Below are 15,289 nucleotides of genomic sequence, written 5' to 3' on the forward strand. Positions count from 1 at the left end.
ATAATTAATTTTACCCGCACTAAGCTCTAGGCTTTATGCAGTAGGCTAAAAGTTAGATAGTATTTCTCATGAAGTAATAGAAGCTTTTTTGCCTAATGCTTACGGCTTACAGCCTAAAGCGTATTAATTCAATTTTATGTTGTACTAATACCTAAGTTAGTGGGCAAAATATAATTAATTTTACCCGCACTAAGCTCTAGGCTTTATGCAGTAGGCTAAAAGTTAGATAGTATTTCTCATGAAGTAATAGAAGCTTTTTTGCCTAATGCTTACGGCTTACAGCCTAAAGCATATTAATTCAATTTTATGTTGTACTAATACCTAAGTTAGTGGGCAAAATATAATTAATTTTACCCTCACTAAGCTCTAGGCTTTATGCAGTAGGCTAAAAGTTAGATAGTATTTTTTATGAAGTATTAGATGCTTTTTTGCCTAATGCCTACGGCTTACAGCCTAAAGCGTATTAATGCAATTTTATGTTGCATTAGTACTTATAAAATCGCTAAATAAAAAAATTGGTTAGGGTATTGGCTGTCTTTCTTAAATAGCTGATACCCAATAGCCTTTTAAAGTTTGTTTGGCATGTTTTATGTAGCTCAAAAACATCAAATTTATAAAATCTTATGAAAACGTTTCTACATTATTTATTCCCTCTAATAGGACTTATAGCAATCTGCAATACTACTTTTGCTCAAAAATCAGTGAATCCTCATATTAGTTTCAAGATAGAGTTACGCCCAGATGGCTACTACTATGGAACCATGAAGTCGGATACCACGCTGAGTTCATTAAGTCCCAGTAACAACATTTCTACCATACAATTTACGGTAGTTGCCCCCATAGGAACGTTTTCTCCTATCTCTTATACAGGCTCAACGGTACTTAACCTCCTAGGAAGTATTGAAGATTTAGTATCTTCAGACAATCTTGGTTCATATTTGTGGACTATTCAGCGATCTACCTACGATGCTAATACAGAGTATGCCTTTATAGGAATGACTGGCTCACCACGGCTTACAAATACGATCACAAAAGACGTTGAAATTCCCTTGTTTCGTTTTAGACTGCAAAATTGTTTAGGAAATATCCGTATGTATCAAAATGGCATAGATTTACCAAGCCGTTCGGGAACAGCCTTGCTAAATACGGATTGCTCTGTCTATATCACAGGCATTAGTAAAGGTTTAGCTGACGCCTACAAAGATAATTATGGTGGACCCGCAGTATGTCTTACAGCTCTCGTCCCCGACTTGATGACGTCGTTGACTGCACCATCTTCTGGTGCTCCCAATACAGCTTACAGCTATACCGTCAGTGTCATGAATGTAGGCTCAGGAGCTAGTTCAGGAATTGTGTCAGAAAGTTTTAGCTTGCCCGCAGGTTTGACTTTCAATAGTGGAGGAGGCAACGGCTGGACTTGTGCCGTTGCAGGCACATCCTCAGGGACAACGACAGTCACCTGTACCAATCCCGCACCCAATTTGCCTGCAAGCGGAAGTATCAATTTTCCATTAACGGTAACACCAACAAGTCTGGGTGCTTTTACCATCACCGCACAAGTATCGGGTGGGGGAGAAACCAACACCAATAACAACAATGCTACAAGTAATACCACCAGTATTGGTTGTGGCGTAAGCGCAGGAGGAATCAACAGACTTTAATTAATTTTTGATTAAAGAAAAGAAATATAAGCCTAAGGAGGACAGCAATAAGAAAAGGAGTAACTATTTTTTCATTGCGAGCGAAAATCAATACTTCAGGAGTACTAGAGGTTGGTATAATCTGCCAACCTCTTTTTTGTGGGTAAACTACAGGTAAAAGTAGGTCAAATTTCGGTAAAATAAATCCGAAAATACTTTAAAAAATTATACAATATATTGGAATAGTTTAACGAAAAAAGAGGGCTTAAAACTCATTTATTTATACTTATAAATAAATGACCAAATTCTCTAGTTCAGAAAACGGCTACACATATAACAGTTATCTTCCTTGTTGCACATTAAGTAATTTTCAGGCTTTCCATTATCTATTTTTTGCAAAGAAAGCTTTAGAACATATTAGATATGGAGAGGTTAAGATAATCATAAAAGATAGGAATTCTCAAAGGGTAATTCAAACCATAATTCGTAATGGAAATAACGATGGAGTTAAGATTTCTCTAAAGAAAAATGAATGTATTACAGTTGAAGTCTCTGGTTGTCATACATTTGATTTAATCAATTTAGGGAAAGTTCAATTTAAAAATGAAGAGAAATCTCTCATTTTTTTGCCTAATGGAGATAAAATATACAAAGGAAAAATTTTATTTATATGTCCCGAATTAGATAACTCAGGAAATGGATCTAAGGTTAAAAAGGGAGAAACAACTTTTTGGCCTGAGTTTTGGAGTTTTGAAAAAATCGTTCAAAAAATTGTGGAGGCTTATTTATGTTCGACAATAAAAAGAAACAACGATAAATGGATTTCAAAAACAAAAGATGGAATAGAAATTGAGGGATATAGTGATAAAAAAACAGGATTGATTAAAACAGCTTACATAGTTATGAATAAGTATGATTCTTTCAAGTAGAATATCGTAGCTACCGCTAGATTCCTATCCAACACTCCTTTTTCTAAGGATTTTATCCCTTACAGGAGGCTGTCCAAAAAGGATAGCCTCCTGCAAAAGTCAATTTTATCGCAAGCTATAGTTTCCAGCCCTTAGTTTAGTAAAGTCCAATTTGGATGATGTGAAGTGTTTATCATTTTCGGTAGTCTAATGGAGGCTTTCTATCGCCTGCCAAAGATTTATATTCGAATGTTTTTGTTCCTCTTCTTTGGTACAATTCTTCTTTGGCTTGTTCAATCAAATTGGGCGATTTAAACAAGTTTTGTGCCGTAAGGGCAATTGTTTGGGCAGCGTTCATCATGCCTTTATGCCCAATACTCATACCATTGCATGCAACAGCTTGCCAGCTATGGGCAGGCACACCTGGCACCCACGTGGCAGTAGAAAGCCCAGCCGTAGGCGTAACCCAACTCACATCGCCCACATCTGTAGAAGCAGGAAACGCCAATCCCGTGGTATAAGGACGCACCGTTTGGGCAGAACTGATGGGTGCAAGTGTTTGGGCATTTACCGTCTGACGAATTTTTTCAGCAAAAGCTATTTCTTCAGGTGTGTAAGGTACGCCTCCGACTTTTTCAAGGCTTTTTTGCATTTCTTTTGCCAAAATATCATTGGGGAGTAAATTGTATAATCCTGCCAAAATTTCGTAGCTCATTTTCGTTTCTGTACCATGGGCTGCCGCTTCTGCGGTTTTGAGGAGGCGTTGCCAAATTTCTTCTAAACCCTGTGCTGTAGGGTTACGAATTGTATATTCGACCATCGCATAATCAGGTACGATGTTGGAGGTAAGTCCACCGTTTTTAATCACATAATGAATACGCGTTTCGGGAGAAATATGTTCTCGCATCAAGTTTACCATATAGTTCATGGCTTCAACGGCATCTAAAGCCGAGCGACCTTTTTCGGGACTAGCCGAAGCATGAGCCGCCAAGCCCGTAAAACTAAAATTGGCTACTCGATACGCCAAAGACGAGTTCGGACTAGCGTTGTTGTTATCGCCTGGGTGCCAGTGTAATACAGCATCTACATCTTTAAAAATGCCTTCTTTTACCAAGTAGGTTTTGCCACCGCCAGCACCTTCTTCGGCTGGTGTGCCAATCAGGCGAATGGTTCCTTTGACATGAGCTTTTGCCATCCAATTTTTGGTGGCAATGGCTGCCGCAACCGAGCCCACACCAAACAAGTTGTGTCCGCAAGCATGGCCATAGGCATTCACAAATTTAGCTTTTCTAAAAGGCACTGCTTCTTGTGATAAACCGGGCAAGGCATCCATTTCTGCCAAAATACCAATCACTGGAGAGCCAGTGCCGTAGGTAGCTATAAAAGCCGTTTGTATCGCTCCAACCCCTTTTTGTATTTGAAAGCCAGCCGCTTGCAATTCTTCTATCAGTGCGTTGGCGGTTTTGTCTTCTAAATATCCCGGTTCGGCCCATTGCCAAATTTTATCTGACAAGGCAGCGTATTGGATGGACTTTTGTTGTAATTCTTGGGTAATTTCTTGTTGAGCCATCGCACACGGAATACCTACCCAAAGGCAGAGGCATACATACAGTAGTTTTTTCATGGTTTTAGTTTGGGTGAATGAATGGAAAACAATATTTTGACGTATTTTCGCCAATATCAAATTTAACCCATGAGCAAATCTAAATCAAGCAAGTAGCAGAATGTTATTTTGATGATACCCAAGCAAAGAAAATAAAATGAAAGCAGAAGAATTTATTGACTTGATTCCGCCAATGGGATTTTGTTGCGCCACAGATAAAATAACGGTCGATGGTATGAATGTTGGTTATATGTATCGCGAGGAGCCAGAGGATAAGATGGATAGTGGTTGGCGTTTTTTTTCAGGAACTGAAAACCAAGAATATGTTGACGACCCTAACAATACGATGTTTTATCATGTGAATACAATTGCCAATTATGATAAAGCAATAATTCCATATTTGAACCTTCCATTTGGAACTTCACTTGAAAGAGTAAAGGATACAGATAAATTTGAAATCATAGTAGAATAGTTTACTCGATAACCTAGAAATCGCAGAAGAAAGAGTAATAGCTTTCAGATTCATACTATTCTAAGTTATCTTTTAATATTATTGTTTTTCCGATCTTATGTACTAAAGTACTGTTGAGAGAGTCTAATCATTTAGCAATACCATTTTGGTGAAAATTTATGAAAAATCGGCTAATTACACTCATATTTCTTTTATTCTGTAGTTGTCAAAAACATCCAAATTCCAAACAGGTTGAAGGGGTACAAATTAACTATACTCCAAAGGAAATGTTTAGTGATTCTATCTATATAATAGAGTCTCGTGATTTTGTAGTATCAAAAAAAAGCCTGATTGACTCATTAGACCAAAGGATTGCAAATGAAGAAAAATTTCCAAATTTATCATTTTTACCATATATGAAACAAGTACCATTGGCTTGCGTAATGAATAAGGATACCGCGCAAGTCACAATATATTATCTGTCGATCGATACAGGAGTTTTGAAAACCTTTATTTCTAGAATTGAAAAAAATAGAATTTATTTAGATCATAAACCCAATGATACCGTAAAGCAAGAGAATAATGGTTCTCATAGAAAATCCGTTATTAAAATAAAAATTCCAGTTAGATCAAAAACTAAATACCTTATCTTCTCAGATTTAGTTGGTTAAAACTTTTGTTAACTTTCCCTCGCTAGTGCAGGATTCTCCTCGCTAGTGCTGGATTCCCATCCAGCACCCCTTTTTTCTTAGGATTCTATCCTACATATCCCTCCATGGTTATGTTTTAATTAATCCAACCTAAAATCTCCACTACAAAACCCGATTTCTCAGTCTCATAAAGGGCTTTTCTATCAAAATTTGTAAAAAGTAAGCGAATACGATACATGTTATCATCGAGATGGCCAACATAAGATTGGGGTTCGATATATACTTAGATAACATTTGATGTGTGACATGTATAATGCCTTTGTGGGTCAAATATAAACCATAAGACAAGCTAGCTAGTTGACTAGTTACCATCGATTTAGTTCGATACAAAAAACTATTTGGACTAATAGCTCCCGCTACCATCAAACCATAACCTAGGGCAATTATAGGAAAACCAAATACAGAGGCGTTGAAAGTTGTTTGATCTTCACACAAAAAATAAGCAAAGGACAAAATTGCTAATGATGCCACCAATAATAAGTTGCCATACTGCGATATACGAGCCCATATCTTGGGTGAAAGTTGATAAAATCCTGCGATTGAAACGCCTACCAACAGTCCGTCGAGCCTTGTGTAGGTTGGATAATAGAGATATTTGTACCAATACATCCAACTTAAGTCATCGGTACTTTTGGGCAGATATAAATACGTGTAGCTATAATAACGAATGGCAAATCCCCCCAAAAACAGTATGAATAATAACCAATAGGAATACTTAAACAATGATTTTGCTTGTAATAAAAGTAGTACCAAAGGAAGAAATAAATAGAAATGCTCTTCTACGCACAGTGACCAAGCATGTGAAAAAGCACCATTTAATTTAAGATTTAAGCCTAAGTTTTGCGTAAAAGTTAGATATTTCCATAGAGGAGCCAAGCTATCTTTTTCTCGAAAAAAAGGTACACAAAAATAGAGTATCACCGTAAAGCCAAATGCAGGAATAATTCTGAAAAAGCGTTTCAGGAAAAATGTTTTGAAGGAAATTTTCTCACCTATTTTAATTTGTTCAAACAACTGGGATGAAATCAAAAAGCCGCTCAATACAAAAAATAAATCAACTCCTGTCCAGCCAAAGCTTGCCACTTCAGGTAACCATTCGGGCTGACCTCCACTTAGAATATAATAATGAAACAAGAAAACAACCAGAATGGCAAAGGCACGAAGGTGATCTAAGCCATAAAATTTGTGAGTAACAGGTTTGTTCAAGGTTTTGAATGTTTACAGAATAGAATAATAAATTTGTTGGTATCCTTTTGATTTATAGTTAATTAAAAGGAAGGAGTGAGGCTAGCCATTTGATGAAATCATGAGGCTCTAGGATATTCCAACTATGAAAGCCTCTGTTTTTTGTCGCAATATATTCAACATGTTTGTTTCCCAGTCTTTGTAGCAACTGTTGAAGCTTTTCAGAATCTACCGCATTAATGTCTTCAAATTGTAGGGCCTCACAATACGTTTTTTGTACAAAAGCCAAATCAGGTTCGGCATATAAGCGAATTGGAATATTGGATAATAGTTTGGCGTTTCCACCATCTGCCTGATTCGCTGATAATACAGAATTATGAATATATGCCTCTTGTTGTTCATCAGATGAACCCTTTAACTTATCCTCCAAGTTCTTTTTGATTGATAATCCTTCTTTTTTAATAAGATTGCTGGAGCAAGCATACTCTATTTTTCTCACCGAAGAAATATATAGCCTAGTTAGGTCCAAAGGAGGGTCTATCGTAAAAATAGCATCTACTTTTGACGATGATTGTTGCGATGCCAAGTATTCCGTATAGTGCAAAGCAATAGTTCCTCCAATCGATAAGCCTCCCAAAACGCATGGGATATGTTTTGTCGAGGAGGTGTTTTGGAATGTACGAATCAACTCATCTAGTTGGGCGAACGTGTTTGGTTCTGGGGTAAATGATGGAGTAAGCTCTGGAATAATTGTCACAAAGCCTTTTTCTAGTAGTAAATAAGGGAGTTTATTTTTGTAAAAAACACTTTTGGGCTTTTCTCCCCAAGCAGGAATAAGCAAAAGGATGCCTTTGATTTCTTCTTGTGGTTTTAGATAGAAATAAGAAAAAGATTTATCCAGTGATTTGGCTTTCCCTTTTTGAATAGTTTGTCCGTGGCTTGTACTAAACTGAGCCATAAGACAAAGAAATAGGATAAAGATTTTCATAAATGTTGTTTAGAGGAATAACGAAATATTTAAGAAAAATATTGATGAGGAATTTCCAAGCTGGTGCTAGAACCTCTCGTTAGAGTTTGATTCTTATCCAGCCCTTTTTTTCTAAGGATGTTATAAAATACTCCTATTGTTTTCTTCACTTCCAGTTCAACTGTTTTTTGTTAGTCTTGCATAATGATTCTAATTGACTTCTTAACTGTATGGACTTTTCGTCATTTGTGAGTTTAAAATACAAAGGTTTAAGTCTTTTGGTTAATGGTTATTTTGCCCTTGACAAGCAAGTAATGACAAGAGGAATAATGCAAAAACAGTTAATCTGGTAACAACCCATGGAGCTTTTGTTGTTCAGAAGTAAATAGTTACAAATTGCGAAAATTCTAATAACAGGATATTTATAATAGCTTTTGTATAGCATCTACAGCTTGTTGAAAACGACTATCCCAATCACCAGAAAGTAAGATATAATCGATTTTTTGAGATGCTAATTCTTGCTTATGGGAAAAATGCAACTTGAGTCTATCTTCCTTTTCAAGCCTAGTCCCATCCTGTACGAAGGGGGCGTCAATGTCTAAGAAAAGATATAAATCAAACGTATTCGCTTGCTTAACCCAATCGTTTATTAATAATTCTTTGTTGAATAAAAACTTGGCATACGAATTTGTGATGTTCACATCGGTGTCAACAATTAATATCTTATTGGACAAAGGTGTTTTTTCTAGTATAGTTTTGGCGTGTAAACTAGCAATTTGTTCAAGATGTGATAGCGTACATTCCTCTGTTTTTTCAATAACCTCACGCGCCATTTCTGGGACATAATTAGTCTTGAAATACTGTGCAAGGTTAACAGTAAGAGTCGATTTTCCTGTACTCTCAGAACCATAAATACAGATTTTTTTTACAAAATATGGTTTGGCTGAATCAGCAATATAATCCCAATACCTTAATGGATGTTGCCTAATCAAACTAGCAGAGATGTTTGTGATTGTACGAGCAATGTCGTAAAAAATTGATTCACATTGAAGGTATTCTGCTAAATAAGCTCCATAGGGTTCGGAGCTAATAATATAATTTAAATCAGGAATAAGGCTCAGAATTTTATTTGCCCACAGTTGCGAAACTTCTCTGGAAGAAACAGAAGTATTAGGAAGCTCTGACTCGTGGTATTCAAGAAGTATGGGATTAATATTAGGACAGTTATTATATGACTTTTTTATCCATTCTAATCTGGTTTGTCCATCAATGCTTTCTGTATCTGAAGCACAAATCAACACGAAAAGTATATCACATTGTGTCTTCGCAAACTCAATTAGTTTTAAGTGTCCAAGGTGTAAGGGATAAAATTTGCCAAGTGTAAGCCCTTTTGTCATGATTTAAGAGATTTTTTCCAAGTCGACAGACCATGAATGGCTAAAGATAGAAATATGAAGTACTCGATGCTAATGAATAATATGTTTTTTTGAAAATACACAAAAACACATAATATGTCAGTTAGAATCCAAAGAAGCCAGTTTTCAAGAATCTTTCGGGCTAATAAAACATTGGCAATGATGCTCGAAATAGCAATAAATGTATCAATATAAGGATAGGAGGCTGGCTTAGTAAATAAGCTGGGAAAAAACAAATGAATATGTTCGATGAAATAGCCCAAAATGCCCGTAGACAAAACTAGAATGATCAATATAGCTTGCTTTTGACGAGACGAAAGTTGTGTGATTTTAAGGGTATTATCTTCTTTTCTTTTCCAAATGAACCAGCCGTACAAACTTACTATAAAAAAATATACTTGTAAAAACATATCAGAATATAGACTGACTTGGGAAAAAATGAGGAAAAAACATACGACATTAACAATCCCTGTAGACCAAGTTAAAATATTTTGCCTTGTCGCAAAATATACGGATAATAGACCAAATAACGTCCCAACAAATTCTATATAGCTCAAGGAGTAGCCCCAAACATTAGCAAACGTTGTGTTAATGTCGAAATAATACATTTTATATTTCTGCTTTTAATGAAGTAATAAATTATAACGCTATATGCTATTAGCCGCTGGGAATCAGGAAGAATAAAATTATCCTTTTCAAAAACCTAAAAAACTAAAAGAGAAGTATTAATTCTTCCGCTAGGTTAATAGAGGAGTTGCTTTACTCATGAACAAAGTAAATTTCTTTTACAAACTCAAACCCTAATCCGCCTTTTGCAATACAGATTTCCATAGGTTGATTTTCTTTGATTGACATCCACATATCTTTATTGATGCTTAACCGTTCTTTTTGGTTTTGGTATTGAAAATAAATGAAGTACGAAGAAGGGGCTCTTGAACTTTGTCCTTTTTTTAAAATAGGGAAAATGGCGCACGTTGTTGAATTAAATGGAAATGTTCGGTTATAAAAACTTGCCAAAGAAGGAGTACCTATCAGAAAGAGGAAAAATAGACTTTTAAGAAAAAAGTTCTTTTGGGCCATAGGATGACTAAGTAAGGGAGTTCTTTCTTTTATAAAGTATATGGTTTGATAGCCTAGAATCAATCCAACCACTAAGAAGATTACAAACAACGTGCCTCCAAAGAAAATCTGATCCATTTGTTTGATTTCTAAACAAGTAAGTATAGTAATAAAAACCAATATGAATGCTAGTCCATCAAGTATTCGTAAAATATTTATACTCTTTTGAGGCAAGGGAGGAAAATATTTAGTAGGCTTTCTTTTCTTTTTCATTCTCCGATTAGTATATGAATTTTGTCAGTGCTATTTAAGGGCTCGCTGGTGCTGGATAGGAATCCAGCCCCTTTTTTCTAAGGATTCTATCCTTTTAAAGCGTTTTGAAAGTTTTTCCATCAAAAATACTGATACCATTATCGTCACTTCCTATCCAAATATTTCCCTTATTATCACAGAATAAAGTCCAAATATTATTACTCACAAGACCATCTTTTGTAGTATAATTCTGAAAGGTTTGTCCATCAAACATCCAGATGCCATTGTCTATAGTGGCTACCCAAAGATGTTGACTTTTGTCTTCGGTAATCGCCCAGATTCGTGACATGGCTCCTTTTTTACTCAGCAATTTGTTTACAAAATCGGGATTGTCCAGATGATATTTTTGAGAAATATTCTTAAAGATATTATCATCGAGTTGAAATAGCCCATAACCATTATTCCCTGCCCAAATATGTCCGCTTTTGTCCTCATAAAGCGCCCGAACCGCCAAACACAAATCGGGTTGATTGTACCACGTGAAGGTATTTCCGTCGTATTTACAAATACCTTTTCTATCCGTACCAAACCAAATATTGCCTTTGCTATCTTTTAAGGTACGATAAATTCCGAAAGGACTATAGCCATTATTATTGTTGCTGATGGCAGGAATTAAAGGGTTGTCAGAGAGATGAAACTTTTTTACCTGATTGTTTTCTAAATAGTATTCTGTGAATAAATCTATTTTTTGTGTGTTTACAGAAAGACCACTAATAACTTCAATTTGCTGATTTTTAAAAGACTGACCGTCAAAAGAGTAAAGTTTCTGTTGAGTTTTTATCCAGATAAGTCCCTTCGAATCTTCTTTCAAATCCCAAATGTTATTGCTGGGCAAGCCATGCTTTTGGGTAATCTGGATAAGATCCTTGCCATCATATCTAAAAATTCCATCGCCAAAAGTCGCTATCCAAATATTTTGCTGTTTGTCTTGCAGAATGGTTCGAACAGACTTTCCAATAGCATGGACTTTTTCCCCAATTGTGAGTTTAAGAATAAAGATTTCGGTTTTTTCTGAAGCATTTTGATTTTGTCCTTGACAGGAAATTAACATTGAGAGTAACAAACATGAGAGCATTACCGCACGGAAATAATTAAGAAATACATTCATAATGGTCAGATTTACATGTTAACATTTCTCTCGATAGTACTGGATTCCTATCCAGCACTCTTTTTCTAAAGATTCTATCCTTTTTTATAAAATACTCATATCATTTGTGAGAGCAAATGTCACTTCTTTCCCACCCATCCCAAATGCGTATGTTGAAAGCTATCCGTATATTTTAGTCCATAGCCCATGACTCTGTCCATTGCTGAATGACCAAACAAAATGATACCTGATAGAGTCATAAGGTCATGATTGAGCCAATATCCAAGACCAATTATAGCGATACCCAATAATTTGTGATGAAATAAGTTGTATGTCCAAGCGCCAATTTGGGTATTAAATAGGTATCCCAACATCGAAACATCTGGTAATAGAATACACGCTGTGTATATCCACCAAACATAATCTAGTTGTTGAAATAATAGTATTGAAAGAAGTAGCTGACCAAGTTCTTCTAATTTGAGGAGGAAATTCATATCTTTTGTCATGTTCGTTTTTGTTTTTGTGATGACACAAAATTCGAGCATTAAAAAGTATTTACTCTTGACAAAAATCAAGAACTCTCGGATTTACGTTTTCTGATACGACTAAATGTTTCGGCGCTCATGCCCAATACCGAAGCGATGTACTGAAGCGGAACTTGATTAAAAAGCTCTTTGTTGTGTTCGAAGTACGCATCATAGCGTTCTTCGGCGGTCATTGACAAATGCGAAAACACACGGTTTTCAATCATGGCAAAACATTTGACAATGAATCGTTTTTCAATATCGAGCCATTTGGGAAATTCCTGGCAAAGTTTAAGATAATTACTTTTAGAAAGCGTCAGTAATTCGACATCGGTAAAAGCCTGAATCGACCAACGATTGGGCTGGTTGAAGAAAAAGCCTGAGATTTCAGTTAGAAGATAGTTTTGAGTCGAAATCCATTGTGTAATTTCCTTGCCGTCCACAACTGCATAAACTCTTAGAATCCCACTTTTGATTAGACTGAGCTTGTCACAAACTTTGCCCGATTGGGTAAAAAAAGCATTTCTAGGAAGTTTTTCTTCCTTAAAGTAAGTGCGAAGAAGTGTTAATTCTACCTCAGAAAGTTGCCCAAAGTTGTCTTGAATAATAAGGTTAAAGTCTTGCACGAAAAGAGTTGTTATAAATCTTGAGCATTTTCTCGATATAAATAGAAAATAGTAATCAGTTGGTTTGTTGCAGTATCCCAAAACATCAAGTAAGCTTTTTCTTCAGTAATTACAGAATTTAGGAGCACCTCCTCAGCAGATGAAGCCGAAAGTTGTTTGATAGCCTCTTCCCAAGAACTTATTTCTTCATTTTCAAAAAAACTCCTTTTTAAACTTTTGTTGATTCTCAATCTTGTAGCATATAAACCTGCTAAAAATTCTCTCGTTTGCACAATCCCTTTTTGAAAACCCTCTGGGTTTTGTTGGAGGGCAACTACACATTCTTGCGCTAGAGAATTATCCTTTTCTGCTTGAAGGCCATTTAAAACTTGCTCCTGTGTCATTTAGATTTGGTTTTTGGATAAAAGGTGTCAAAGATGGAATGAAGAAGTGTGATACTTTGGATGTCGGGCTATTGTTCAAATTATGATGATGTTTGCTTTTAAGAGGAAATATTGCAAGAATATTTCTAAAAATACAATTTAATAAAAATCAAAATAGAATAAAAAGGGACTAGGACTAAGCTCTCAAAATCTTCTCCATTTTTTTACCTTTTGCTAGCTCATCGACAAGTTTGTCAAGATAACGAATTTGTTGCATCAATGTACCTTCAATCTCCTCTATGCGGTATCCGCAAATGACTCCTGTAATTTTATGGGCATTGGGGTTTATTTGAGGAGCGTTGGCAAAAAAGCTTTCAAAATCTATTTTTTGCTCAATAATGTGTTGAATATTGGTAACATCATAGCCTGTTAACCAACAAATCACCTCATGTAATTCATCAACAGTACGTCCTTTTTTCTCAACTTTCTGTACATAGTGAGGATATACACTCGCAAAAGACATTTTGAAAACTCTGGTATTGGGATTCATTAGTAAAGCGAAAGATTATTTGATAGTTCTATTTATAGGTTAAATTTACTATTCTTCAACAGAAACGTATTGTCAGACATACATATCTTTATTTATAGACTAAGTTTTATAAATAAAGATATAGCAAAAATTTCCAAATGAAAATAAGTCATGTAAATAAGCTTTAACAAGCTAGAGTCTTTGTTTCTTTTGTAGAAAAGCTCCTACGGAGCTGATGCAAAAGATTGGTTAGTAAATGAGCATATCATTTTTAAAATACATTCTGCTGTTCTGCTTCGCTTTTTATTTCGAGCACAAACAACCAAAATATGAGGTCTTTCTGTCATAAATGCTTTTTAGATATTCGATATTAATGTGACACCATTTTCAATCCAATAATAGAGCCAATTAAGGTACTGATAAAGAATAAGCGCCAAAAAGTAGCAGGTTCATTAAACACAAGAATTCCCAAAAGTACCGTTCCAACGGCACCAATGCCTGTCCAAACAGCATAAGCTGTAGCAATAGGAAGCGATTCAATGGCTTTCATCAAAAGTCCCATGCTGATAATCAAAGCCATGATAAATCCTGCGTACCAAAAATATACTTCGTTTCCTGTACTTTCTTTTACTTTGCCCAAACAAAATGTAAAGGCCACTTCAAACAATCCTGCGATAATCAATATAATCCAATTCATATTTTTTGTGTTAAAATTCACTAGCAAAGGTCTGAATCGGAGAGGGAAATAAATTTTACAAATGTTAAAAAATACTTTCTATCGAATCTCAGCTCTAATTCTACTCAGACTTACTTGGCTTATGCCAAGGTATGAAGCAATATGCCCCAGTTGGACTCGCTGAATTAGGTCAGGATGTAATTGCAGAAGTTCATGATAGCGTTCGCTGGCGGTTCTGAATTGTCGGGCAATAAATCTTTCTTCCGTTTTGACGAGCTCTAGTTCTGCCAATTTTCGTCCCCAATTAGCGATATGAATATCACTTTGATAAAGATTTTCCAACACTTCAGCCTTTAATTGGTACAGTTCACAGTCTTCCAATAACTCTACATCTTCATAGCCTTTTTGTCCAGTGACATAGCTTTTTAAAGACATTAAAGTATCCCCTTCTTTGCAAAACAGAAAAGTAATTTCATTGTCAGGCGTTTGAGTATAGAGTCTTGCAATTCCTTTTTTTATAAAATAAATACTACTTTCCACTTTATTGGCTCGCAGTAGAATATGACCTTTTGGGAAACTAACCTCAGAAATATGTTCTTCCAGTTTTTGCATGGAAGCTTTAGGTAAAGGGTAAATTGTATTTGAAATTTGTGATAGAATCATATCAGTTGGGATCTATTGCCTCCCATTTTCCTTTTTTGAAATAAAGATTATTGAATTTAGGTGAGTAAAAAACTAAATGAAAGTACCAAGGATAACGGTAAGTTGTAGGATTAGAACTAAGGATATGATGTGTTGGTTGAGGCATGTTTATCAGTAAATGCTCAGAAATATAGTTTTCAGTAACCTTGATTTTACCAACATAAGTTCTTATAATTTTCTCTTTTTCGGTAACGTAAAAGTAGAGAGAGTCGTTATCCTTTATTTCAAATCGAAAATGATTGTATTGCCAATCGGCTTGTTTCCCCGAAAAATAGGTTCTATCTACAATGTACTGCCCATAGTAATCATCTTTTTCTAGATTGGGTTTTCCTAATATCCAATTTAGACCAGATAAAAACATAACCATCGCCAAAAGACCTAACCACAAGAAACCAATGATTTTCCCCCAATGGTTTTTCCTTGTTATGAACCATGTAATCAAAAGAATTACGGATAAAGGAACCATAAATAATATCATGAATAGGCGAAATCCAAAGCCCATATATCATTAAAGTTTAAGATGAATATCTGTA

Annotated in this window: 18 protein-coding genes; 4 read left to right on the top strand and 14 right to left on the bottom strand. The window is 35.5% G+C overall.

Features of this window, described 5'->3' with window-relative positions; translation table 11 throughout:
• Positions 1–623: 623 nt before the first annotated feature.
• Positions 624–1,661, top strand: coding sequence for a hypothetical protein (locus QM491_RS14440; RefSeq protein WP_283328196.1), 1,038 nt, complete (start codon positions 624–626; stop codon positions 1,659–1,661).
• 275 nt (positions 1,662–1,936) lie between these two features.
• Positions 1,937–2,569 (top strand): EndoU domain-containing protein, encoded by a 633-nt coding sequence (locus QM491_RS14445; protein ID WP_283328197.1) that lies wholly within the window; start codon positions 1,937–1,939, stop codon positions 2,567–2,569.
• Positions 2,570–2,741: 172 nt separating this feature from the next.
• On the opposite strand, the gene QM491_RS14450 is transcribed toward QM491_RS14445, so the two are convergent.
• Positions 2,742–4,172, bottom strand: coding sequence for an amidohydrolase (locus QM491_RS14450; RefSeq protein WP_283328198.1), 1,431 nt, complete (start codon positions 4,170–4,172; stop codon positions 2,742–2,744).
• Positions 4,173–4,308: 136 nt separating this feature from the next.
• On the opposite strand from QM491_RS14450, the gene QM491_RS14455 reads away from it, so the two are divergent.
• Entirely contained in the window at positions 4,309–4,623 is a 315-nt protein-coding gene (locus QM491_RS14455) for a DUF2185 domain-containing protein (protein ID WP_283328199.1), read from the top strand.
• Between the two features lie 158 nt (positions 4,624–4,781).
• Entirely contained in the window at positions 4,782–5,273 is a 492-nt protein-coding gene (locus tag QM491_RS14460; protein ID WP_283328200.1) for a hypothetical protein, read from the top strand.
• Between the two features lie 141 nt (positions 5,274–5,414).
• On the opposite strand, the gene QM491_RS14465 is transcribed toward QM491_RS14460, so the two are convergent.
• The 13 genes from QM491_RS14465 to QM491_RS14520 form a co-directional block, all read right to left on the bottom strand.
• On the bottom strand, positions 5,415–6,518 hold the full coding sequence (locus QM491_RS14465; RefSeq protein WP_283328201.1) for an acyltransferase family protein: 1,104 nt from the start codon (positions 6,516–6,518) through the stop codon (positions 5,415–5,417).
• A gap of 58 nt (positions 6,519–6,576) precedes the next feature.
• The gene (locus QM491_RS14470; RefSeq protein ID WP_283328202.1) at positions 6,577–7,485 is read right to left on the bottom strand and encodes an alpha/beta hydrolase family protein; all 909 of its coding nucleotides are present in this window, start codon (positions 7,483–7,485) and stop codon (positions 6,577–6,579) included.
• A gap of 401 nt (positions 7,486–7,886) precedes the next feature.
• Positions 7,887–8,861 (bottom strand): AAA family ATPase, encoded by a 975-nt coding sequence (locus tag QM491_RS14475; RefSeq protein WP_283328203.1) that lies wholly within the window; start codon positions 8,859–8,861, stop codon positions 7,887–7,889.
• Positions 8,858–9,487, bottom strand: coding sequence for a nicotinamide riboside transporter PnuC (gene pnuC, locus QM491_RS25545; protein ID WP_374761261.1), 630 nt, complete (start codon positions 9,485–9,487; stop codon positions 8,858–8,860). The genes QM491_RS14475 and pnuC overlap by 4 nt, the downstream gene beginning before the upstream one ends.
• A 151-nt stretch (positions 9,488–9,638) precedes the next feature.
• Positions 9,639–10,211 (bottom strand): hypothetical protein, encoded by a 573-nt coding sequence (locus tag QM491_RS14480; RefSeq protein WP_283328204.1) that lies wholly within the window; start codon positions 10,209–10,211, stop codon positions 9,639–9,641.
• Between the two features lie 94 nt (positions 10,212–10,305).
• Positions 10,306–11,358 (bottom strand): ligand-binding sensor domain-containing protein, encoded by a 1,053-nt coding sequence (locus QM491_RS14485; RefSeq protein WP_283328205.1) that lies wholly within the window; start codon positions 11,356–11,358, stop codon positions 10,306–10,308.
• A 119-nt stretch (positions 11,359–11,477) separates the two neighbouring features.
• A complete protein-coding gene (locus QM491_RS14490; RefSeq protein ID WP_283328206.1) occupies positions 11,478–11,843 on the bottom strand; it encodes a DUF4260 domain-containing protein in 366 nt (121 codons plus the stop codon).
• A 65-nt stretch (positions 11,844–11,908) separates the two neighbouring features.
• The gene (locus QM491_RS14495; protein ID WP_283328207.1) at positions 11,909–12,487 is read right to left on the bottom strand and encodes a Crp/Fnr family transcriptional regulator; all 579 of its coding nucleotides are present in this window, start codon (positions 12,485–12,487) and stop codon (positions 11,909–11,911) included.
• Between the two features lie 11 nt (positions 12,488–12,498).
• Positions 12,499–12,870, bottom strand: a complete 372-nt coding sequence (locus QM491_RS14500; protein WP_283328208.1) for a hypothetical protein — start codon at positions 12,868–12,870, stop codon at positions 12,499–12,501.
• A 175-nt stretch (positions 12,871–13,045) separates the two neighbouring features.
• Positions 13,046–13,399, bottom strand: coding sequence for a DUF2200 domain-containing protein (locus QM491_RS14505; RefSeq protein ID WP_283328209.1), 354 nt, complete (start codon positions 13,397–13,399; stop codon positions 13,046–13,048).
• A gap of 349 nt (positions 13,400–13,748) precedes the next feature.
• Complete coding sequence (locus QM491_RS14510) at positions 13,749–14,075, bottom strand: DMT family transporter (RefSeq protein WP_283328210.1); 327 nt, start codon at positions 14,073–14,075, stop codon at positions 13,749–13,751.
• A gap of 78 nt (positions 14,076–14,153) precedes the next feature.
• Positions 14,154–14,666 (bottom strand): Crp/Fnr family transcriptional regulator, encoded by a 513-nt coding sequence (locus QM491_RS14515; protein WP_283328211.1) that lies wholly within the window; start codon positions 14,664–14,666, stop codon positions 14,154–14,156.
• A 52-nt stretch (positions 14,667–14,718) separates the two neighbouring features.
• Entirely contained in the window at positions 14,719–15,258 is a 540-nt protein-coding gene (locus QM491_RS14520; protein ID WP_283328212.1) for a hypothetical protein, read from the bottom strand.
• Positions 15,259–15,289: the final 31 nt, after the last annotated feature.

The organism is Flectobacillus longus (assembly GCF_030056705.1).
GTDB classification, from domain to species: domain Bacteria; phylum Bacteroidota; class Bacteroidia; order Cytophagales; family Spirosomataceae; genus Flectobacillus; species Flectobacillus longus.

Excerpts from the sequence above, each read along its gene's own strand:
- QM491_RS14440 (WP_283328196.1), top strand. The coding sequence starts at position 624 with ATGAAAACGTTTCTACATTATTTATTCCCTCTAATAGGACTTATAGCA.
- QM491_RS14445 (WP_283328197.1), top strand. The coding sequence starts at position 1,937 with ATGACCAAATTCTCTAGTTCAGAAAACGGCTACACATATAACAGTTAT.
- QM491_RS14450 (WP_283328198.1), bottom strand. The coding sequence starts at position 4,172 with ATGAAAAAACTACTGTATGTATGCCTCTGCCTTTGGGTAGGTATTCCG.
- QM491_RS14455 (WP_283328199.1), top strand. The coding sequence starts at position 4,309 with ATGAAAGCAGAAGAATTTATTGACTTGATTCCGCCAATGGGATTTTGT.
- QM491_RS14460 (WP_283328200.1), top strand. The coding sequence starts at position 4,782 with ATGAAAAATCGGCTAATTACACTCATATTTCTTTTATTCTGTAGTTGT.
- QM491_RS14470 (WP_283328202.1), bottom strand. The coding sequence starts at position 7,485 with ATGAAAATCTTTATCCTATTTCTTTGTCTTATGGCTCAGTTTAGTACA.
- QM491_RS14475 (WP_283328203.1), bottom strand. The coding sequence starts at position 8,861 with ATGACAAAAGGGCTTACACTTGGCAAATTTTATCCCTTACACCTTGGA.
- pnuC (WP_374761261.1), bottom strand. The coding sequence starts at position 9,487 with ATGTATTATTTCGACATTAACACAACGTTTGCTAATGTTTGGGGCTAC.
- QM491_RS14480 (WP_283328204.1), bottom strand. The coding sequence starts at position 10,211 with ATGAAAAAGAAAAGAAAGCCTACTAAATATTTTCCTCCCTTGCCTCAA.
- QM491_RS14485 (WP_283328205.1), bottom strand. The coding sequence starts at position 11,358 with ATGAATGTATTTCTTAATTATTTCCGTGCGGTAATGCTCTCATGTTTG.
- QM491_RS14490 (WP_283328206.1), bottom strand. The coding sequence starts at position 11,843 with ATGACAAAAGATATGAATTTCCTCCTCAAATTAGAAGAACTTGGTCAG.
- QM491_RS14500 (WP_283328208.1), bottom strand. The coding sequence starts at position 12,870 with ATGACACAGGAGCAAGTTTTAAATGGCCTTCAAGCAGAAAAGGATAAT.
- QM491_RS14505 (WP_283328209.1), bottom strand. The coding sequence starts at position 13,399 with ATGAATCCCAATACCAGAGTTTTCAAAATGTCTTTTGCGAGTGTATAT.
- QM491_RS14510 (WP_283328210.1), bottom strand. The coding sequence starts at position 14,075 with ATGAATTGGATTATATTGATTATCGCAGGATTGTTTGAAGTGGCCTTT.
- QM491_RS14515 (WP_283328211.1), bottom strand. The coding sequence starts at position 14,666 with ATGCAAAAACTGGAAGAACATATTTCTGAGGTTAGTTTCCCAAAAGGT.
- QM491_RS14520 (WP_283328212.1), bottom strand. The coding sequence starts at position 15,258 with ATGGGCTTTGGATTTCGCCTATTCATGATATTATTTATGGTTCCTTTA.